19 protein-coding genes and 1 pseudogene are annotated in these 20540 nt (G+C 61.5%); 10 read left to right on the forward strand and 10 right to left on the reverse strand.

All coding sequences use genetic code 11. The annotated features are described in order from the left end of the window. Positions 1 to 18: 18 nt before the first annotated feature. Positions 19 to 1161 (forward strand): efflux RND transporter periplasmic adaptor subunit, encoded by a 1143-nt coding sequence (locus tag ANTHELSMS3_RS11295; RefSeq protein WP_094034954.1) that lies wholly within the window; start codon positions 19 to 21, stop codon positions 1159 to 1161. Then, entirely contained in the window at positions 1158 to 4247 is a 3090-nt protein-coding gene (locus ANTHELSMS3_RS11300) for an efflux RND transporter permease subunit (protein ID WP_094034955.1), read from the forward strand. Before ANTHELSMS3_RS11295 ends, ANTHELSMS3_RS11300 begins: the two co-directional genes overlap by 4 nt. Before the next feature lie 91 nt (positions 4248 to 4338). Here ANTHELSMS3_RS11300 and ANTHELSMS3_RS11305 read toward each other — a convergent pair. Together ANTHELSMS3_RS11305 and ANTHELSMS3_RS11310 are read right to left on the reverse strand one after the other, a co-directional pair. Further along, positions 4339 to 4647 (reverse strand): annotated as a pseudogene (locus tag ANTHELSMS3_RS11305) (integrase core domain-containing protein); the annotation flags it as partial. A 155-nt stretch (positions 4648 to 4802) separates the two neighbouring features. After that, positions 4803 to 5360 carry a L,D-transpeptidase gene (locus tag ANTHELSMS3_RS11310; protein WP_254694716.1) on the reverse strand — a complete coding sequence of 186 codons (558 nt, stop codon included), beginning with the start codon at positions 5358 to 5360 and terminating at the stop codon, positions 4803 to 4805. Positions 5361 to 5570: 210 nt separating this feature from the next. On the opposite strand from ANTHELSMS3_RS11310, the gene ANTHELSMS3_RS11315 reads away from it, so the two are divergent. From ANTHELSMS3_RS11315 to ANTHELSMS3_RS11340, 6 genes are all read left to right on the forward strand, one after another. After that, positions 5571 to 6410: a DUF305 domain-containing protein gene (locus tag ANTHELSMS3_RS11315; protein ID WP_094034957.1), complete on the forward strand. Its 840-nt coding sequence runs from the start codon at positions 5571 to 5573 to the stop codon at positions 6408 to 6410. Further along, complete coding sequence (locus tag ANTHELSMS3_RS11320; protein WP_198319794.1) at positions 6410 to 7168, forward strand: glutaredoxin family protein; 759 nt, start codon at positions 6410 to 6412, stop codon at positions 7166 to 7168. Before ANTHELSMS3_RS11315 ends, ANTHELSMS3_RS11320 begins: the two co-directional genes overlap by 1 nt. A 23-nt stretch (positions 7169 to 7191) precedes the next feature. Continuing rightward, positions 7192 to 7575 carry a hypothetical protein gene (locus tag ANTHELSMS3_RS11325; RefSeq protein ID WP_157733485.1) on the forward strand — a complete coding sequence of 128 codons (384 nt, stop codon included), beginning with the start codon at positions 7192 to 7194 and terminating at the stop codon, positions 7573 to 7575. A 78-nt stretch (positions 7576 to 7653) separates the two neighbouring features. Continuing rightward, a complete protein-coding gene (locus tag ANTHELSMS3_RS11330; protein ID WP_439098674.1) occupies positions 7654 to 8091 on the forward strand; it encodes a c-type cytochrome in 438 nt (145 codons plus the stop codon). Positions 8092 to 8101: 10 nt separating this feature from the next. Further along, the gene (locus tag ANTHELSMS3_RS11335; protein ID WP_094037069.1) at positions 8102 to 9481 is read left to right on the forward strand and encodes a multicopper oxidase family protein; all 1380 of its coding nucleotides are present in this window, start codon (positions 8102 to 8104) and stop codon (positions 9479 to 9481) included. A 29-nt stretch (positions 9482 to 9510) separates the two neighbouring features. Further along, positions 9511 to 9945, forward strand: a complete 435-nt coding sequence (locus ANTHELSMS3_RS11340) for a c-type cytochrome (RefSeq protein ID WP_094037070.1) — start codon at positions 9511 to 9513, stop codon at positions 9943 to 9945. 44 nt (positions 9946 to 9989) lie between these two features. Here ANTHELSMS3_RS11340 and ANTHELSMS3_RS11345 read toward each other — a convergent pair whose 3' ends face one another. From ANTHELSMS3_RS11345 to ANTHELSMS3_RS11375, 6 genes are all read right to left on the reverse strand, one after another. Then, complete coding sequence (locus ANTHELSMS3_RS11345; protein ID WP_094037071.1) at positions 9990 to 10286, reverse strand: hypothetical protein; 297 nt, start codon at positions 10284 to 10286, stop codon at positions 9990 to 9992. 112 nt (positions 10287 to 10398) lie between these two features. Beyond that, positions 10399 to 10683, reverse strand: coding sequence for a copper-binding protein (locus tag ANTHELSMS3_RS11350; RefSeq protein ID WP_094034960.1), 285 nt, complete (start codon positions 10681 to 10683; stop codon positions 10399 to 10401). 21 nt (positions 10684 to 10704) lie between these two features. Further along, positions 10705 to 12060 carry a multicopper oxidase family protein gene (locus ANTHELSMS3_RS11355; RefSeq protein WP_094034961.1) on the reverse strand — a complete coding sequence of 452 codons (1356 nt, stop codon included), beginning with the start codon at positions 12058 to 12060 and terminating at the stop codon, positions 10705 to 10707. After that, entirely contained in the window at positions 12057 to 13454 is a 1398-nt protein-coding gene (locus ANTHELSMS3_RS11360) for a TolC family protein (RefSeq protein WP_198319795.1), read from the reverse strand. The genes ANTHELSMS3_RS11355 and ANTHELSMS3_RS11360 overlap by 4 nt, the downstream gene beginning before the upstream one ends. Next, a complete protein-coding gene (locus ANTHELSMS3_RS11365) occupies positions 13451 to 13669 on the reverse strand; it encodes a hypothetical protein (RefSeq protein ID WP_094034962.1) in 219 nt (72 codons plus the stop codon). Before ANTHELSMS3_RS11365 ends, ANTHELSMS3_RS11360 begins: the two co-directional genes overlap by 4 nt. Before the next feature lie 681 nt (positions 13670 to 14350). Beyond that, the gene (locus tag ANTHELSMS3_RS11375; RefSeq protein ID WP_094034964.1) at positions 14351 to 14815 is read right to left on the reverse strand and encodes an Lrp/AsnC family transcriptional regulator; all 465 of its coding nucleotides are present in this window, start codon (positions 14813 to 14815) and stop codon (positions 14351 to 14353) included. 138 nt (positions 14816 to 14953) lie between these two features. Here ANTHELSMS3_RS11375 and mdeB point away from each other — a divergent pair, with 138 nt between their 5' ends. Both mdeB and ANTHELSMS3_RS11385 read left to right on the forward strand, forming a co-directional pair. Further along, positions 14954 to 17608 carry an alpha-ketoglutarate dehydrogenase gene (gene mdeB / locus ANTHELSMS3_RS11380; RefSeq protein WP_094034965.1) on the forward strand — a complete coding sequence of 885 codons (2655 nt, stop codon included), beginning with the start codon at positions 14954 to 14956 and terminating at the stop codon, positions 17606 to 17608. Between the two features lie 11 nt (positions 17609 to 17619). Beyond that, positions 17620 to 18918: a 2-oxo acid dehydrogenase subunit E2 gene (locus tag ANTHELSMS3_RS11385; RefSeq protein ID WP_094034966.1), complete on the forward strand. Its 1299-nt coding sequence runs from the start codon at positions 17620 to 17622 to the stop codon at positions 18916 to 18918. Positions 18919 to 19007: 89 nt separating this feature from the next. On the opposite strand, the gene ANTHELSMS3_RS11390 is transcribed toward ANTHELSMS3_RS11385, so the two are convergent. Both ANTHELSMS3_RS11390 and ANTHELSMS3_RS11395 read right to left on the reverse strand, forming a co-directional pair. Continuing rightward, positions 19008 to 19790, reverse strand: a complete 783-nt coding sequence (locus tag ANTHELSMS3_RS11390; protein ID WP_094034967.1) for an SDR family oxidoreductase — start codon at positions 19788 to 19790, stop codon at positions 19008 to 19010. Between the two features lie 2 nt (positions 19791 to 19792). After that, positions 19793 to 20524: a GntR family transcriptional regulator gene (locus tag ANTHELSMS3_RS11395; protein ID WP_094034968.1), complete on the reverse strand. Its 732-nt coding sequence runs from the start codon at positions 20522 to 20524 to the stop codon at positions 19793 to 19795. Between the last annotated feature and the right edge of the window lie 16 nt (positions 20525 to 20540).

Raw genomic sequence — 20540 nt, forward strand, 5'->3', positions numbered from 1 at the left:
TCTGGAGCTCGTATTGTCTTGAAGAAACTCATCACTGTTCTCCTCTCACTGGCCGTTCTCGTCGGCGCCTACCTAGTCGCTTTCGGCGTGCCCCTGCAGGTCGCGCAGTATTGGGGCATCGCCCTGACCGAGGAGGCAACGCCTGCGGCGCGCGGTGGGCCGGGCGGCTTCCCTGGAGGCGGCCCGCGTGGCCAAGGCCGGGCCACGACGGTGGTTCTCGCGCCACTCGAAGAGCTCGCCTACACTCTTGTTTTGCGGACGATCGGCAGCGGCGTCTCTTTGCGCCGCGCTGACGTTGTGGCGACCGAAGCGGGTGAGGTGGTCGAGACCGCGCTTCATGCCAACCAACTGGTCGAAAAGGGCGACGTTCTTCTTCGTCTGGACGATCGCACCGAACAGTTCGCACTGGAAATCGCGCTGGCTAACCGCGATCAGGCGTTGGCAACGGTGACCCGCTACAAAGGTCTTAATCAGAACGGTAACGCTGTAGTAACAGAAGTTGCCCTGTCCGAGGCAGAAGTAGCATTGCGACTGGCACAAGCAAATGTCGGCCTGGCCGAGGTCGCACTGGAAAACCGGACGATTGTCGCGCCGTTCTCTGGTCGCCTCGGGCTGAGTGACGTAAGCGTCGGCGACCGGCTGTCCATCGGGGATGCAATCGTGACGGTGGACGATTCCACGTCCCTGTTGGCCACCTTCGAGGTGCCTGAACGCTCGATAGGTCTGCTTGCCGAAGGCAAGCCGGTTCTCGTCACAACCCCGACTTTTGCGGGGCGGGTTTTTGAGGGGACCATTACCGCGTTCGACAGCCGCCTCGACAGCCTCACCCGTAGCGCCACAGTCCAAGCGGAGATCGACAATTCAGAAGGGTTGCTTCTGGCGGGTATGACCTTTGCGATCCGCATGACCGAAGAGACAGATCCATTGCCCATGGTGCCCTCGACCGCGATTACATGGGACCGCGCAGGTGCGGGAATCTGGATCGCTGAAAATGGCATCACGCGCCGTGTACCCGTCACGATCCGGTATCGGAACGGGGATCAGGTCTGGGTTGAGACAGACGCCCCGATCGGCGCGCAGATCGTAACCGAAGGCGCATCGAAGCTGCGCGATGGTGCGCAAGTGGCCGCAGCGGACGTGCGCAAGGGACTCGGCACATGAGTTTGGAAAAAAGAGCGCACAAGGCCGGTTTCGCCGACACGTTTGTGGCGCGGCCGATCTTTGGGATCGTCCTGAACCTCTTGATCATCATCGCAGGGCTTGCTGCACTCAGCAGCGTCGACATTCGTGAAATGCCCGATGTGGATCGCCCCGTATTGTCCGTGCGGACAACCTATACCGGAGCTGTTGCAAGCACGGTGGACACGGAAGTGACCCAAGTTCTCGAAGACGCCCTGAGCGCGCTTGATGGAATGTCCTACATCGAATCCACCTCCAGCGAGGGATCAAGCCGTATAACGATTGATTTGTCCGACGGCACGGACGTCGATATCGCGGCCAACGAAGCACGCGAGATCGTGTCGAACACGTTGCGGTCCTTGCCCGACGATATTGACGACCCCAGCGTGAGCAAGAGCGACAGCAACGCAGACGCGATCATCCGCCTTGCTCTGCTGGGCGACGCAAGCTTTGACGACCTCACCCGGATCGCCGAGGGCGCGGTTTATGAACGCCTTTCTCTGATCGACGGCATTGCCGAGGTGACCGTCCGTGGCAACCGGGCCAACCAGTTTCGGGTGGCGGTGAACATGCCCTCGCTGCTGAGCCGCGGCCTGACCGTCTTTGACGTCTCCGCCGCCCTGGAACAACTGCGTGACGACACCGCGCTGGGATCGCTCTCGACAGAGTCCAAGACACTCTCCCTGCGGGTAGGCAACGAAGAGGTTACTGTCGAAACCATCAACCAGCTGCCGATCAACGACACCACCAAAGTGGCCGATATCGCCTTTGTTCAACTGATCCCGGAGGACACCGATGTCTATAGCCGGGTAAATGGCGTAACCGCCGTCGGCCTTGACATCACGCGGCAATCGGTCGGCAACACGCTGACAATCTCCCGCGCTGTGAGCGAGGCGGTCGAGGAATTGCGCAGCCAGTTGCCAGAGGGCGTGCAACTGCTTGTGACCTCTGACGATGGTATCTTCATCGAAGGGTCAATCAACGAGGTGGTCAAATCCATCCTGATGGCCACCGCCATCGTGATTGCAGTGATCTTCCTTTTCCTGCGCTCGCCGCGCGCGACATTGATCCCTGCGGTGACAATTCCGGTCGCCCTTATCGGCACGCTGGCCGCGATCTGGCTGACAGGATTTTCGGTCAACACGATCAGCCTGCTGGCGTTGGTTCTGGCGACCGGGATGGTGGTGGACGATGCCATCGTGGTGATCGAGAACATCGTGCGTAAACGCAAATCGGGGATGGGTGCCTTTGCGGCAGCCGCATCAGGCACCAACGAGGTGTTCTTCGCCGTTATCTCGACCACGGCCACACTCGCCGCCGTGTTCATCCCGATCTCATTCCTGCCCGGTCAGGCAGGCGGGGTGTTTTCAGAGTTCGGCTTTGTGCTGGCCTTTGCAGTCACGCTGTCGTCGATCACTGCGCTGACGTTGGCACCGATCCTAGCGGCCTTACTGGACCCAGGGAAGTCACAGACCAACGTTAAAGAGATCAAACCAAGTGCGCTTGCGCGCGCATTCGATAGCGTAATGGACTTCGCTATCCGCACGCCGCTCATCGTGCTGTCCGTTGCCATCGGCTTTGCGATGATCGCCTTGGGCGCGGCGATGACACTGCCCTCCTCGGTGACGCCGGACGAAGACCGCGGCTTTTTCCTCGTACAGGCGCGTGGGTCCTCGGACACGACGGTCGACTATCTCGATACTCAGGTCCTTCTGGTCGAGGAAATCCTTGCCCCCTATCAAGAAAGCGGCCAGATCGAGACTGTGCAAAGCATCATCGGAGTCGGCGGTGGCACCAGTGCTTTCATCGTCGTGCGCTTGCCGGATTGGGCCGACCGCGACTACACTCAGCAGGAGCTGATCGCGCAGATTAGTGGCCAGCTGTCTTCGGTGCCCGGGGTGCAGGTCAGCGCCCGTTCCACCAACAGCCTCAATATTCGCGGCGCTGGCCGGGGGCTTGGTTTTGCAGTCACAGGCACCAACCTAGAGCGTATGACCGAGGCAGCCGAGACCCTCGTTGCGGCCATGTCGCAGGACGCCACCTTCCTCAACCCGCAATTGTCCAACAACAGCGTAGATGCACAGCTGGCGGTAACCGTCGACTCCGCCGCTGCGGGCGACATGGGGTTGAACACCTCGGACGTCACAAGCCTCGTGCGGGCTCTCGTGCAGGGCGAAGTCGCGGTCAGCGTCTTTTCCGATGACGTTGAGATCGACGTCAATGTCGTCCCCGGCGGCCCGCCCATCGACGATCCTTCCGACATCGAGTCCCTATCCATCCGTCTGAACAGTGGCGCTTACATCCCACTTTCTGCTGTAGCCTCGCTGGACACGGTGGTCAGCGACGCGCAGATCGTACGCCTCGGCGGCGCCTTGGCGGTGTCATTGCAGTCGAATCTAGGCGAAGGGATCGATCTGTCGACCGCCATGAGTCGGTTGCTAGAAATTTCCGACGAGGTCCTGCCCGACGGCATGGGCATCGCCTTCACCGGCGAGGCCGCGACGCTGGATGACACGGCGGGGGGGATGTACGCGGTGTTTGGCGTTGCTCTGCTGGTCGTTCTGCTGGTGCTGGCCGCCCAGTTTGAGAGCTTTGCCAGTGCGGTTGTCATCATGATGACGGTGCCGTTCGGCCTGGCCGCTGCGCTGCTCGCAATTTCGATCACCGGCGGATCGCTGAACTACTACAGCCAAATCGGCCTTGTGATGCTGATCGGAGTGATGGCGAAGAACGGCATTCTGATCGTAGAATTTGCCAACCAGTTGCGCGAGGCGGGTGAGGATATCGACAGCGCCATTCGCAACGCTTTGCGTCTGCGTATCCGGCCTGTGATGATGACGATGGTGTCCACGGTCTTCGGCGGCTTGCCCCTGATCCTGACATCGGGCGCGGGCGCCGAAGCGCGCATCGCCGTTGGTTGGGTGATCGTGGGGGGCCTTGGCTTTGCGACCGTGTTCACCTTGTTTCTGACGCCGATCTTTTATCGCTGGATCGCCGTCTGGGGCGCAGCGCCCGGCGCCGCCGCCAACAGGCTGCGGACCGAGACAGAGGAAGTAGCGATCACATAGTCTCGAACCTGTCACCGGGGCCTGTGGCGCGGGTCCCGGAACGACACTTCTTTTTGTCCGAGGCGCTTCATACAGAGCCGAGAGGCCTCTGCTAGGTGTTTAGTCCCGGCATTTGGTGGATCGGATTGATGATGAATCTATCGGGCTCTGATGTCCAAATTTTGCAGATGCATTCGTAGGGTGTGAGCCCGCTGAGCATCTTGAGCCTGCGCACGAAGTAATGGGCCGCCATGAAGTCCGCGAGGTGCGTGCACCGCGGATCACGACCGTCGTTGCGGTATCGTGTGACGGTCGCCTCCTTGATCGTGCGGTTCATCCGCTCGACTTGGCCGTTGGTCCAGGGGTGGTTCGGCTTAGTGAGCCGATGCTCGATCCCATTCGCCTCACAGATCATGTCGAAGCGCGTCTGACGCGATGTTCCGGTTCCGAGCCGTCCCATAGTGCTTCTTTCCGTTCATGAGAAAGGATCACACTATCAAACCGTGGGATCACCCCCCCTAGGGCGGCGGCCATGTCAAACACGCGCTGCCCAAGATCAACCTATTGGCTGGAGTCTCACGCGGTTAACACCTTTGGATGGAGGCTCACGCGGGCACCGATCTGGACCCGGTCATAGAGGTCCTTGATGTGCTCGTTTGTCAGCCGCGCGCAGCCGTTCGATACGGCGGTGCCGATGGTCGAAGGCGCGTTCGTGCCGTGGATGCGCAGGTAGGTGTCGCGCCCGTTCGCGTCGTACAGATACAACGCCCGCGCGCCGAGCGGGTTGTTTGGGCCGCCCTTCATGCCGTTCTTGTACTTGCTGTATTTGCCGGGTTCGCGCCGGATCATTGCTGGCGTGGGCCGCCACCACGGCCATTTGGCCTTGCGCGCAACGGTAAATATACCGGACTCGTACAGGCCCTTGCGCCCGACGCCCACGCCATAGCGGATTGCCGCCCCGTCCTGACCCATCAAGAAAAGGTGGAACTCGTCCGGCACGACATGGATTTCCCCGGGCAGCCAGTCGGTGCGGCCGGTCTGGACGGCGACCGGGTTGAAGTGTTCGGGCAGTTGGACCTTGTGGGCGCGCGCCAGCGTCGGCGCGACCAATGCCACGGCCAGCCCCGTGATCATGCGGCGTCGTGAATATCGAGTCATGGCAGCTCCTGCTTTAGCGTGAATGTCAGCAGGCCAGCTCACACCGTCCGTGCCCAGTCAAATGCCTGTGAACATGCCCGGACAGGCGAAATTGTTTCCGGAACGGCACGGTTTTCGGACCGGTCCGGAACCCTCCAGCGCTGGAAGGACGTTGTTTCCACATTCGACCCAAGCAGGAGAGGATTGATGAAATATTCCAGATTTTTCCTAATGATCGGCACATCGACGCTGGTGATGTTCATGCTGATGTATCTGAACATCTATCTCGTCGGGCACGTCTTCTTTTCCGAGACGCGCGCCTGGATGGCGGTGCTGATGGGCGCAACGATGGCCTTTGTCATGCTATCCTTCATGTTGTCGATGTATACGAACAAGGTGATGAACGCGGGTATCTTCGTGGGCTCCGTCGTGGTCTTTGTGCTGTCCCTCTGGCTGGTGCGCAGTCAAGTGACGGTGCAGGACCAGTCCTTTATGCGCGCGATGATCCCGCATCACTCGATTGCCATCATGACCTCGTCGCGGGCTGAGATCACCGATCCCCGCGTGGCCAAACTGGCCGAGGCCATCGTTTATGCGCAGGACAAGGAGATTGCCGAGATGCGCTATCTGATCGCGGATATTTCGGCCAATGGCAACGCCGCGCCAGAGGACGTCACGCCCGAAGCCCGGGTCCGAAGCGCCGCTGATGCGTTGGAGACAGAGGTTATCGCGACCGTCGATCCCGAATTCCTGACCGAGGCCGATATCGCCAAGGTCCTGCCCGATGGCGCCTCCTGCCGCTTCACTTATACGGCGTCCAGTCCCGCTGTTCTGGCCGTCGGCCCGAATTCTGCCGTGATGAAGATCAGCGGCGACCTCGTACGGCTCTCCGCACAGAGCGCCAGTGGCCAGACCCTGCGCTTCGCCGACGGCCTGCTCCGCGCCGAATTGCGTAGGGGCGACGACCTGACCGACATGATGGTCACCGCCGGGCCGGACTATACCGCCGGGTTCCGCGGCCAATACCGTTGTGAAGGAGGCTTGTGATGCCCGAGGACACGCAAACCGCGACGCTTTACCGGATGGTCATGCCGGACCACCTGTGCCCCTTTGGGCTGAAATCCAAGGACCTGTTGGAACGGCAGGGCTATACGGTGGATGACCGCCACCTGACCACGCGCGAGACAACCGACGCCTTCATGGCGAAACACGCGGTCGAGACCACACCGCAGACCTTCTTTGGCGGTAAGCGGATCGGCGGCTATGACGACCTGCGCGTGTTCTTCGATCTCGACCCGCCGAAGGAGGATCAGAGCGACACCAGCTATCAGCCGGTCATCGCCATCTTTTCCGTCACGGCGCTGCTGGCGCTGGGTCTGTCCTGGCATCAAGACGGCACCGTCCTGACGCTGCGCGCGCTGGAATGGTTCATCTCGCTGGCGATGACGATCCTCGCGATCCAGAAATTGCAGGACGTCGAGAGCTTTTCAACCATGTTCCTGAACTACGACCTGCTCGCGCAGCGATGGGTGCCTTACGGCAAGGCCTATCCTTTTGCCGAGGCGCTGGCGGGCATCCTGATGACTGCGGGCGCGTTGACGTGGATCTCGGCCCCCGTGGCTCTGTTTATCGGCACAATCGGCGCAGCAAGCGTGTTCAAGGCGGTTTACATGGACAAGCGCGAGTTGAAATGCGCCTGTGTTGGCGGATCGTCGAACGTGCCGCTGGGCTTTGTTTCTTTGACAGAAAACCTGATGATGATCGTCATGGGCCTTTGGATGGGCGGCAAGGCGCTGATCGGCTGACCTGTCAGATCCGTGAGCATGTGGTGCTTGACCCACCCCCGCAATTTATCGCACTCTCTGCCGCAATCCAAAGCGGAGAGCCTGTGCGCCTGATCCTCGTTCTTGTCCTGACCGGCCTGCTTGCCGTGCTGGCCCTTCCCGGGGCGGCGGTCGCGCATGGCGCGTCCGACGTGGCGATGTTGGACCACATGCCGGGTTGCGCCGATTGCTCCGAGATCTCCGGTGGCCCGAGCATTGACCATGACTGCCCGCATGTCACGGGCTGCGGCGCGATGGTGACGGTCAGTCCGGCGATGTGGCCTGCAACGATTGCACCGCAAAGCCAGCCCCACGATCGCGCTGGGGCAAACCTGTTGAATGGCATTCCCTCCCGGATCGACCTGCCGCCGCCGCGATCTGCCGCCTGACCCTTGCCTCATCGGCGGTATCTCCGCCACCAGACAGGATCAGCGCAGCCCGCAGAGGCGCGCGCGACACAGGACCATATCATGAAGATCAAACTGATCGCTGGGGGCGCTGCCCTCGTCATCGGCGCCGGTGCGTATTACCTGACGCGCGGCGATGCCCTCGAAGAGGCTGCCAAGGCCAGGACTGCCCAAGGCGCGCCCATCGTCGAAGTGACCCTTCCCGACACGCTCAGCGCCAAGGCCGAGATCGGCAAGCATGCGTTTGACGCGGTTTGCGCCGACTGCCACGGGCAAAATGCTGCGGGAAAGTTGGGGTTTGGCCCACCGCTGGTGCACAAGATCTACGAACCGAACCACCACGGCGACATGGCCTTTTACATGGCGGCGCAGAACGGCGTGCGGGCGCATCACTGGAAATTCGGCGACATGCCTGCGCAGGACGGGCTGACCAAGACCGATGTCGCCGGGATCGTAACCTATGTGCGCGAGCTTCAGCGCAACAATGGCATCAACTGAGGAGATGCGCATGGAACTCAACCGCAGGGCTTTTTGCGCCGGGATGGCCGGGGTCACCGGGCTGGCGCTGGCCCGCCCCGCATTGGCCGCAACTAATAGGCTGACCGCGCGCAAGGCCAGCGTGCAGCTGGCCCCCGAAGGCTATCCCGCGACCGAAGTCTGGTCCTATGACGGGACCATTCCCGGCCCGCTGATTCGCGCCCCGCAGGGAGGACGCGTGACCCGGCAGCTGGTCAATGAACTGGACGAGCCGACGTCGATCCACTGGCACGGCATCCGCATCGACAACGCCATGGACGGTGTCGCGGGCCTGACGCAAGAGCCTGCTGCGCCGGGCGAGACGTTCGAATATGACTTTGCCGTGCCGGATGCGGGAACCTATTGGTATCACGCGCACAAGAACTCGATGGAGCAGGTCGCGCGCGGCCTGTCCGGCGTGCTGATCGTGGGCGAACCGACGCCGCCGGACGTGGACCGCGACGAAGTGCTGATGCTGGACGACTGGCTGCTTGATCCGGATACGGGCCAGTTCGCCGAGCCGTTCAATCATCCGATGATGATGAGCCACGGCGGCCGCAGCGGGAACCTGATCGGGGTTAACGGGCAATACGCCTATACGATGCAGGCCGAGACGGGCGAACGCCTACGCCTGCGGCTGATCAACGCTGCAAATGCCCGCATCTTTGGCTTGAAGCTGGAAGGCATGACCGGCTGGACCGTTGCGCTGGACGGGATGCCGTTGGATACCCCCGAGGCAGTGACCGGCGAGATCGTCCTGGCCCCCGCCCAACGTACCGACCTGATTGTCGACGTCACCGCGACCGATGGCCTTGCCGCGCTGCTGATGTCCCTCGGTGGCGACACGTGGGAAGCGTTGGTCGAGATCACCATCACCGGCGCGCGCGCTGCGCGCGACACCGTCCCGTCTCCGCTGCCCGCCAATCCGAACACTGCGCTGCCAGACCTGTCGAACGCGCGCAGCTTTGCCATGGTGATGGAGGGCGGCGCAATGGCGGGCATGGACAGTGCCACCTATGAGGGTGAACAGCTGGACTTCCGGGCGCTGATCGAAAAAGGCCAATACTGGGCGCTGTCAGGTCAGGCCGGGATGTCCGACACGCCCTTTGCCGCCCTGAAACGCGGCGAAGTGGCGCGGATCAAGCTGACCAACCGAACGGTCTTTCCACATGCCATGCACTTGCACGGCATGCATTTCCGTGAGGTCCGCGCCGATGGCAGCTTTGGCCCGATGCGCGACACCATTCTCAGCATCCCAAATGAACCGCTTGAGATCGCTTTCACCGCCGACAACCCCGGAAAATGGCTGTTCCATTGTCACATGCTGGCCCACGCGGCCTCGGGCATGACCGCATGGATTGACGTCGCATGACTCTCATCAAATCAAAGGAAATCGGAACAATGAAAAAGACTGCATTCGCTGTGGCGCTGATTGCGCTCGGAACCGCGGCACTGGCGCATGGCGGCGTCAAGAACAAGGACGTTATGGCCCGTATGGAAGTCATGAAGTCGATCGGCGATCAGATGAAGATCATCGGGTCGATGGCCAAAGGTGAAGCCGACTTTGATGCAGGCGTCGCCAATGCCGCCCTGACCGAGATCGCGGCACAGTCTGCGCAAATCCAGTCGCTGTTCGAAAGCCGCGCCGACGATCCGAAATCCGAGGCTCTGCCCGCGATCTGGAAGGATTGGACGGATTTCGCGCACCTCGCCTCGACAGCCGAAATCACCGCCGAGGGAATGATCGGGACGATTTCTGCCGAAGCCGATCTTGGCCCGGCTCTGGGCACGTTGGGCGGGACTTGCAAGGCCTGTCATTCCAAGTACCGCAAGTGATGCTGCCGCGCCCCGTCTACTGCGGGGCGCGCACCTGCAAGCGATCAGCCTGCCAGCAGCGTCTTGCGCGCAGAGCAATCCTCGGGGTCAATCTCGCCTCGGGCAAGGCGCATGTCCAGTGCAGCGATGGCAGCACCTGGTCGCTGCGTCGGATTGGCATCGGTGCGCCGGACGAACCAGATCACCCCGGCCACGACAATGCCCAGCACGATCAGCCAAAGGGGCAGGGCGAACATCATCATCCCGAAACCGTACCCATCCATTATATAGCCACGACCGTCGTCCCGGTCGGCCAGCGCAGGGTCAGCGGCCAAAACCATCGGAAATACAAGGCGTTTCATCGGGATCGCCTGTCGGTTTACATAGGTCTTATCCTGCACCGGGCGCAACTGCGCAGCCTTGCTCCTGAGCAAGGAAACGGCCCCGAAGGGCCACCCCGGCACCACATCGCAATCACTCTGCCATGATCTCGGTCACGGCCAACTTACCGTTCACGCGATCCGCAACAAAGGCTACCTTTGCGCCCTCGGCCAGCCCGTCCATCATGCCGTCCGCATAACCGAAGACCATCTTCATGGCGGGCATGTCGAGGTTCTCCAGTGGGCCGTGGTCGATGGTGACCTTCTTCCACTTTGTGTCGATCTTGGTGATGGTGCCGTGGCTTTGTGGCATGGCCTCCTGTGCCAGTGCGGCAGTGGCGGTCATCAGGCCAAGGGTCAGTGCATAGATGAGTTTCATGGCGCGTTTTCCTTTGTTGCGTCAGTGATCGTGTTTGAGGTGGGATTTCGGAGTGACCTGCGTGGCAGGCCCGTTGGCGCGGGCAAATTCGGGCATGTCGCCTGTCCACTCATACGCCTGCGTGCCGGGCGGATTCACATACCAACCGGGGTCGGAATAATCGTCGGGGGCAATGCCCTCGCGCACCTTGACCACGCTGAACATGCCGCCCATTTCCAGCGGGCCATACGGCCCCCAGCCCGTCATCATCGGGATGGTGTTGTCGGGCAGTTCCATTGACATCTCACCCATGTCGGCCATGCCGGCAGTGCCCATTGGCATGTAGCCCGGTTGCTGGCGGCGGATCATCTGGGTCACGCGGCGCTTGTCCGTGCCGATGAAGGTCGGCAGGTCATGGCCCATGGCGTTCATCGTGTGGTGCGACTTGTGGCAATGGATTGCCCAGTCGCCTTCATGGATGGCGTCGAATTCATAGGCACGCATGGCACCGACGGGAATGTCGATGCTGACCTCGGGCCAGCGGGCGCTTTTGGGCACCCAGCCGCCATCGGTGCAGGTGACCTCGAAATCATATCCATGCATGTGGATCGGATGGTTAGTCATCGTCAGGTTGCCACAGCGCACCCGCACCCGGTCGCCCTTGTTGACAACAAGTGGGTCGATATCCGGGAAGATCCGGCTGTTCCACGTCCACATGTTGAAGTTGGTCATCTCGGCGACGCGCGGGATATAAGTGCCCGGGTCGATGTCATAGGCCGCCAGCAAGAAGGCAAAGTCGCGATCTACAGGCATGAAGGCCGGGTCGCGCGGATGCACGATAAACAGACCCATCATGCCCATCGCCATCTGCACCATCTCGTCGGCATGGGGGTGGTACATGAAGGTGCCAGACTTCGTCAGGTCGAACTCGTAGACAAAGGTCTTTCCGGGCGCGATCGCGGGATGGCTGAGCCCGCCGACGCCGTCCATCCCCGAGGGCAGGATCAGCCCGTGCCAATGCACGCTCGTGTGTTCGGGCAGACGGTTGGTGACGTAGATGCGCACGCGCTCGCCCTCGACCGCCTCGATGGTTGGGCCGGTGGACTGGCCGTTATAGCCCCACAGCCGCGCCATCATGCCATCAGCCATGATGCGTTCCACCGGCTCAGCGACAAGGTGAAATTCTTTGACGCCCGCGTTCATCCGCCACGGCAGCGACCAGCCGTTCAGCGTGACGACAGGATTATACTCGAGCCCCGCCATGGGGCGGTCAGGCACCTGCGTATAGGGGCTGTCGGTAAAGGCGGCCTCGGGCAGGTCACGGAAACGGGTTTCGGCGGCGGCGGCAGAGGCCAAAACGGCCCCCGCGCCCCCGGTCAGCAATTGACGGCGGTTCATTCGGCTCCTCCCGGGATCGGTCCCCAGATGACGGTTTTCAGATCGGATTCTGCGCGCCAGTAGGCTGCTTTGGCTTTTGCAGTCTCCAGTTCTGCCTCCAGCCCGTCGCGGGCGTCCTCGATCAGCTCGAAGGTCGACGTCAGCATCCCGTTGTAGGATTTCAGCGCCTCGCGGTCGATTTCGCGGCGCAACGGCAGCACCTCGTCGCGCCAGTGGCGGGCGATGTTGTAGGTGCCGGTGACGGCGGCATGGGCCGAGCGCGCCTCGGATCTGGCGTTGACCGCCCGCTGGGCTAGTGTATGGGCCGCGCGGCTGTATTCCAAAGCGCCTCGTCGCGAGGTCAGCGGCCCGGCATCGTACAGCGGGATTTCAAACCCCACCGCCAATACAGGCGAGGCTTCGGTTTCGCGGGCATCGCTCCGTTCGATTTCGACCCCGACGCTGAGATCTGCCGAGGACAGGCGCCGCGTCTGCGTGTCCAGACGATACTGCTGCGCGATGGCCTCAAGCTCAAGCTTGGCGATGGCCAGGTCGGTGCGGTGTTCAAGGGCCAACCGTTCCGCGTTGCTAGGCGCGGGCCTGCGACCGGGCAGCGAGGGCAGGCTGTCAGGCACATAGTAGTCGGTTCCGGTGCCATACAGCCCCATCAGCCGGGTCAGCTTTTCCTTGGCCAGCTGCGCTGCAAGCCGCGCCTCTGTGCGCTCAGCCGCCAGTTCGGCGGTAAATACATGCTCGCGCGCCTGGTCGGCCCGATTCATCGCCCCGGTGCGCCCCAGTTCGGCGGCCAACTCCGACGCAGCCTCGGCTGTGCCTTGCGCCCGCCCGATCATCGACGAGACCTCAAAGGCGGCGACAGCGTCGATCCAGGCGCGGCGCGTCTCGGCGGCCAGCGCGACGGTATCGGCCAAGGCCATCATCTGCGCTTGCCGAAAGCGCGTCTCGGCCAATTTGGTGCGTGGTTTCTGCGTGGCCAGATCAAGGATCGCCCCGGTCACCACCGCTTCGAGCGATCGGGCCAGCCCGGCCTCGCCAATGCCGCTGATCCCGATCTCCAGCCTTGGGCGCGGGCCAAGCGCAACGTCCCAAAGGTCCGTGGCGGACAGGCCCAACTCGGCATAGGCCGCCTGAATCCTGCGATTGTTCATAAGCGCGACCTGAACGGCGGTCTCGGGGCCAACGGTCTTGCCCGCAACCAGCGCCCTGACGCGGGCCTCGTTCGCGGCAACCTCGGCCGAGGTCTGCGCCCACGCGGCGCTGGCCCCGGTCGACCGTTTTGCACCGTCCTCGACAAAGCCAAACCCTGCGCGCGGGTCAGATGCCCTGTCCACCACCGTCTGATCGGTACATGCGGCCAACAGAACCAGCGAGGCCAAGCCCAACAAACGCGCGCTCATGTGCCACTTCCGGGCGCCTGAGCGTCGTTTAGTTGCCGCCAGTCGAGCGGCTCGGAAATGGCATGTGCCTTGTATGCGACACTCGGACCCGGCGGCAAAGGCGCCACCAATTTGGGATCGGCGGCACGGACAAGCGCACCACCGTCAGGTAGCACCAGCGGCTTTGCACAGCCTGCAAGCGCAAGCGGCACGAGGGCCGCGAAACGATATTTCATGGAAAGACTCCGGAGGGATCAATGGCAACGGCGCAAAATGCGCCCGCGATGCACGATGATCAGACCCGTGGAGGACGCTTCAGCCCAAATGGCCCCGACTGTTTGCGCGGAGATGTGCTGTCCCAATCGCGCGGCAGAGATGTTTCGCGAAACGCGGTCGGCCGCTCGCCGATCTGAAAAAGGAAGTCGACAGAGCAGACCTTGTCACAGCAAGTGTTCTGATCGATGAACGTGCTGATATGCGCGGACTTGCCGTAATTGGCATGCATCATGTGGCCCGCTTGCGTATGCGCCTGATGTGCGCCGACTTCGGTGATACCACATCCCGTTTGCCCGAACGCGGCTTGGGCTACGACCGGAGAGATCGTAACCGAAAGACCCGCCAAAACGACAAGCATGGTAAGAATGAACCGTTTCACCATGCCGAAATCGATGACCGAAGCCGTGAAGCAGGGCAACTCACGAAAGCGTCATCTGGTTGGCAGAATAGGTCTTTTCGAGTCACGCCCAGACCACTGTTGCAAGGACGTGCTTGCAACTGACCATAACAGTAGAGGCACAATAGCAAATAACTGCGTGACTTGTTCCGCATTGGACCTGTCGCGCTTTCGTGCCGCCCCAAAAGCTCGTTAGGGGGCACAAGACGCTGTGCTGGAGGTCGGGAGCGGGAATTCACGCTGGTTAGCGCAGGCGCGACATGTCGCCCTTGATGCGCCGGATCGGGATTGAGGATTCAAGCGAGGCGACACCGGGGATCTTGGTCAGGCGAACCGTCAGGAACTGTTCGAACTCTTCCAGATCCCGCACAGAGATTCGTAGCAAGTAATCCCTGTTTCCGGTCATCAGCCAGCAATCTACGACCTCGGGACATATTGCGATTGCACGCTCGAAATGCACCAGACGGCTGTCGATCTGGCGGTCGAGCTTGACCGACACAAAGATGCTCATCGAGAAGCCCAGCTTCCTTTCGTCCACATGGGCGCTGTACCCCTTGATGATGCCGCTAGCCTCCATGATGCGGATGCGCCGGGAGCAGGGCGATGGCGACAGGCCGACCTGTTCGCTAAGTTCCTGATGCGAGATTCGGGCATCGGTCTGCAACGCGTGCAGGATCTTCAGGTCTGTTTCATCCAGTGTCTGTCTCATCCACAATCCCCTTAGCTGATTTCTCGAAAAATCATTGAATTTTTAGCGGATGCAACCAAAGAATCTACTTTTTCTGGCCAGTTTGTCATTTTCAGTCAAGCGCCTTGTGGCATCCTGCGCGCTGGCAAGGAGGACCACATGACCAAGATCAGCACCTTTCAGGACGAGGACGCCATTGAAACCGCCGAGTGGGTCGAGGCGCTCGACTCCCTGATGCAGGTCTCGGGCCCGGACCGTGCTCAGTTCGTTCTGAACAAGGTGCAGGACCATGCGCGTAGGTTGGGTGTCACCACTGCGGGGCTGCCCTACTCGTCATACCGCAACACCATTCCGCTGGCACGTCAGCCCGCCTATCCCGGCGATATGGCGATGGAAGAGCGCATCACTTCGATCATCCGGTGGAATGCGCTGGCCATGGTGATGCGCGCCAACAAGGCGTATGGCGAGCTTGGTGGGCATATTGCCTCTTTTGCATCCGCGGCCGAGATCTTCGAAGTGGGTTTTAACCATTTCTTTCGCGCCAAATCGGACGAATTCGGCGGCGACCTTGTCTACTTTCAGCCCCACTCTGCGCCGGGGGTCTATGCCCGCGCCTTCCTCGAAGGACGGCTGAGCGAGACGGATATCTCCAACTATCGGCAGGAGGTGCCTGGCAAGGGGCTGTGTTCCTATCCGCATCCCTGGCTGATGGACGAGTTCTGGCAATTGCCAACCGGCTCCATGGGGATCGGCCCGCTGTCGGCGGTATACCAGGCGCGTTTCATGCGATACCTGCAGGCGCGGGGGATGGCAGAGACGCAGGACAGGCATGTCTGGGGCGTGTTCGGTGACGGCGAAATGGATGAACCCGAGTCCATTGCGGGGCTTACTCTCGCCGCGCGCGAGGGGCTCGACAATCTGACCTTCATCGTGAACTGCAATCTGCAGCGTCTGGACGGTCCCGTGCGCGGCAACGGCCAGATCATACAAGAGCTGGAATCGCTGTTCATCGGCGCAGGCTGGAACGTGATCAAGGTGCTCTGGGGGTCCGAATGGGACAACCTTTTTGCTCGCGACACAGACCACGCCCTGCTGCGTCGTTTCGCGGAGACCGTTGACGGCGAGTATCAGAATCTCGGGTCCAAAAACGGCGACTACAACCGCACGAAATTCTTCGACGCCGATCCGGCCACTGCGCGCCTGGTCGCGCATATGTCGGACGAAGAGATCCACAAGCTGAAGCGTGGCGGACACGACCTGAAAAAGCTCTACGCCGCCTTTGCTGCCGCGAAGGCACATAAGGGGCGTCCGACGGTCATCCTCACCAAGACCAAGAAAGGCTACGGCATGGGGGGCGCGGGGGAATCGCGGATGATCGCGCACCAAGCCAAGAAGCTCGATATTGAGGCGCTGAAGGCGTTCCGCGACCGGTTTGCCCTGCCGCTGACGGATCAGGCGGTCGAGAGCCTTGCGTTCTTCCATCCCGGTGAAGACAGCCCCGAGATCGCCTATCTGAAGGACCGCCGTGCGGCGCTTGGCGGCTATCTGCCACGGCGACCGGACCGTGCGGATTCCATGGCACCGCCGCGCCCGCCGCTTGAGAAATACGCGAAGTTCGCCATCTCGGCGGATGGCAAAGAGATGTCCACCACCATGGCCGCGGTGCGGATGATGAGCGGGCTGCTGAGGGACAAGGCCTTTGGCCCGCGCGTGGTCCCGATCGTCGCGGACGAGGCCCGCACCTTTGGCATGGACAATCTGTTCCGACAGATCGGTATCTATGCGCCGGGTGGACAGGCTTATGAGCCCGAAGATGCGGGTTCCATGCTCTACTACAAGGAGTCTGCCGATGGACAGCTGCTGGAAGAAGGGATCACCGAGGCCGGCGCAATCAGCTCTTGGACCGCTGCGGCCACCGCCTATTCGACCCACGGAACGGAAATGCTGCCGATCTACATCTACTACTCGATGTTCGGTTTCCAGCGGGTCGGCGACCTGATCTGGGCGGCGGCGGACCAGCGTGCTCGCGGCTTTCTACTGGGCGCCACGGCGGGTCGCACGACCCTTTCGGGAGAAGGGCTGCAGCACCAAGACGGCTCCAGCCATCTCTGGGCGGCGGCGGTCCCGAACTGCCGCGCCTATGACCCATGTTTTGCCGGTGAACTGGCAGTGATCATGGACCACGGCATGACCCGGATGCTGGACGAAAAGCGCGATGAATTCTTTTACATCACGGTCATGAACGAAAATTATGCCCAGCCCAACCTGCCGGACGGGGCCGCAGAGGGCATCGTCAAGGGGATGTACAGGCTGGAGAGCCGTGCCGGCGACGGGCCGCGCGTGCGGCTGCTTGGCTCCGGCACCATCTTGCGTGAGGTGATCGCGGCTGCCGGAATCTTGGAGGGGTATGGCATTGCCGCTGACATCTTTTCCGTTACGTCGTTCAGCGAGCTAGCCCGCGACGCGGCGGAGGCTGATCGGAACACGCGGCTTGGCACGCCCGCGACATCTCACCTAGAGACCTTGTTGCCCGGACGAGCGCCTGTGGTTGCGGCCAGCGACTATGTGCGCGCCGTGCCAGGGCAGATCGCGCCCTATCTAGATATGCGGATGACGATACTTGGCACAGATGGGTTTGGTCGCTCTGCCAGTCGTGCAGCGCTGCGCCGGTTCTTTGAGGTCGACCGCCAGCATGTGGCGCTGGCTGCCATCGACGCGTTGGTCCGCACCGGAGAGGTCGAGGCGGCGTTGCTTCAGAAAGCATCTGCCGACCTGGAGATCGATCTGTCGGCCTCCGCCCCCTGGCAGTTGTGAGGGAGGCAAAGATGACCCGAATGATAGACATTCAAGTACCCGATATCGGCGACGTTGCCGATGTTCCCGTGGTTGAGATCGCAGTGTCCGTGGGCGATGAAGTCGCGGCCGATGACACGCTGCTGGTGGTGGAAACCGACAAGGCGACGCTTGATATTCCCAGCCCGGAGGGGGGGCGGATCGCCGCGCTGAAGGTTGTGCCGGGGGATCGCGTCAGTCGAGGAACATTGATCGCGGTAATGGAAGTCAGTAGCGCCGCCGCTGAGGCGTTGCCCGAACCGCCCGAGGCGGAAGCAAAACCTGAGACGCCAAAACCGATTTCGACACAACCGGAAGGGTCGCGGCCTGTCGTTGCATCGCTGCAGACTGAAGCAGCTGCTATGCCAACCGGTCTGGGTAAGCAGTCCCATGCGACGCCGTCGACTCGTAAATTTGCACGCTCTCTGGGGGTGGACGTTGCCTCGGTGCCCGGCACCGGCCCAAAGGGGCGGATCCTGCGCGAGGACGTGGAACGCTATGTAAAGATGCGCATGCAGAACGTCGCCACCGGTCAGACCGGCGCAGGAAATCTGCCGCTGTCCGAGCTTCCAGAGTGGCCCCGGGTCGACTTTGCCCGGTTCGGACCGGTGGAACGCCAACCGCTCTCACGCATTGCCCGGTTCTCTGGTCCAGCGCTTGCGCGGAATTCGCTGGTAATTCCGCATGTCTGCAACTTCGACAAGGCCGATGTCACCGAGCTGGAGCAGTTCCGCAAGGAGTTGAACGCCGAGGCGGGATCGACTGATGCGAAGATTACTATGCTGGCTTTCACGGTGAAGGCGGTGGTCGCCGCGCTGAAAGCTTTTCCGCGTTTCAACGCTTCGCTGGATGGCGATGAGTTGGTGGTCAAATCCTACTGGAATATCGGGGTCGCCGCCGACACGCCTGACGGTCTTGTCGTGCCGGTCGTCAAACAGGCCGATCAAAAGGGGCTGCGCGATGTCGCCGCAGAGATGTCGGAACTGGCAGGCGCGGCCCGCGTCGGAAAACTGAAGCCCGCCGACATGCAGGGGGCCACCTTCACCATCTCGTCACTGGGTGGGGTCGGCGGCACCGGGTTCACGCCGATTATCAACGCCCCGGAGGTCGCCATCCTCGGCATGACTCGTGCCGAGATCCAGCCGGTCTGGGATGGCGAGTCATTCCGGCCGCGTCTTGTTCAGCCGCTGAGCCTGAGTTGGGATCACCGCGTCGTCGATGGCGTTCTCGCCGCGCGATTCCTGGCCCATGTCTCTCGCAGTCTGGGTGACTTTCGACGCCTCTCGGTCTGAGCGGTCACCCGAGCCGGGTTACCGTCACAGTCGCACGATCAACGGAAAGATATCCCCCTTGCGTGTCGCCGAAACGGGCCGCGCCGGGGTCACGTCGCCGGACTGCGGTAGCTTTCGAAGTTGCCGCACACGCCGATAGACTGCCCAGAGACATGCCGGGCGCGATCAGAGGCAAGAAACGCCGCCATATCGGCGATCTCTTCCATTTCAACCATGCTATGCATCGAGATGTTGTGCAGGAACTTCTGCATATAGGCTTCCGGCTCCATGCCTTTGGCAAGAGCTTGTTCGGAGATCACGCGCAGCCCGCGCGGGCCGTTGACGAAGCCGGGCAGAATGGAATTCACCCTTACACCGACCTCACCCAGTTCCATCGCCAGGGTTTCGGTCAGGCCGCGCACGGCATGTTTTGTGACCGAGTATGGCAGGCGCAGGGGCATCCCCATCCGTCCGGCAGTCGATGACATGTTGATGACGGCGCCGCTGTTCTGCTTTCGGAAATAGGGGGCGGCGGCGCGCGCCATGTGGAACATACCACTGATGTTGACCCCCATCACGTCCGCCCATTCGCTATCTGCGATCTCGTCGAAGGCTTTCGTGGGCCCCGAGACGCCGGCATTGTTGACGAGAACATCCAGACGGTCAAAAGCCGCGCCAAAATCCTCAAATGCCTGGGCCACATCGTCCGGCCGGGACACGTCGGCACGGACGAGGATCGCGCCAGGCAGCAGATTGTGCACGTCATCCAGTGCCGCCTGCGATACATCGCAGAGGCACAGATCGGCACCGAGTTCCGAAAAACGCTTTGCGATGGCCAGTCCGATGCCGGAGGCACCGCCGGTGATAATCGCCGTCTTGCCGGTCAGATTCATTTTCAGTCTTTCCGTGATTTGCTTCGTTTTGGCGTCTTTGTTTTCTTGGCTGTGCCCGTGTTCACCAGTTCCATGTTTCGGCGGAAGTAGCGGGCGGAATACCAAATATCACCGGCCATGGCACGCGCAGCGGTTCGGTGGTCATTGACGAGACAGGCCTCGATCAGCCTTTCGTGGAACAGGGTGCCGGCCCGGAAGAAGGGAAGGGGGTCTTCCAGATTCCGATGCGCATTCATCAGATAGGGGCTGGCCCGTAACCATAGACCGTTGATGATATCCATAAGCTGGGGCATCTGGGCTATTTCGTAGAGTGCGAAATGGAACCTGAAGTTCGATTTCATGATCGCGTCCGAATCGTTTTTCTCGATACCCCGAATCATCGTCTTATTCAGTTTTTGCAGTGTCCGGACATCTTCAGAACGGGTCCGGCGGGCGGCTTCTCCGGCGGCTAAACCCTCGACCGACATGCGGACGCGGGTCAACTCGCGAAACATCTCGGTGGTGAAGGGCGTGACCTGAAATGTGCGATTGGGAAGTTGCACGAGCGCGCGCTCTGCAACCAGTCTTTGCAGGGCTTCCCGCACGGGCATCGGGCTGGTGCCCAAGCCTGCGGCAAGGTTGCGGATTGTCAGGCTTTGCCCCGGTGAAAAAGCGCCATCGAACAGCCCCTCGCGAAGACGCTGATACACCTGCGTCTGGATAGTTGCAGACTCAATCTGTCCCAGATTCGCCATAGGTCAAAACTCCTCG

The organism is Antarctobacter heliothermus (assembly GCF_002237555.1).
Classification (GTDB): domain Bacteria; phylum Pseudomonadota; class Alphaproteobacteria; order Rhodobacterales; family Rhodobacteraceae; genus Antarctobacter; species Antarctobacter heliothermus_B.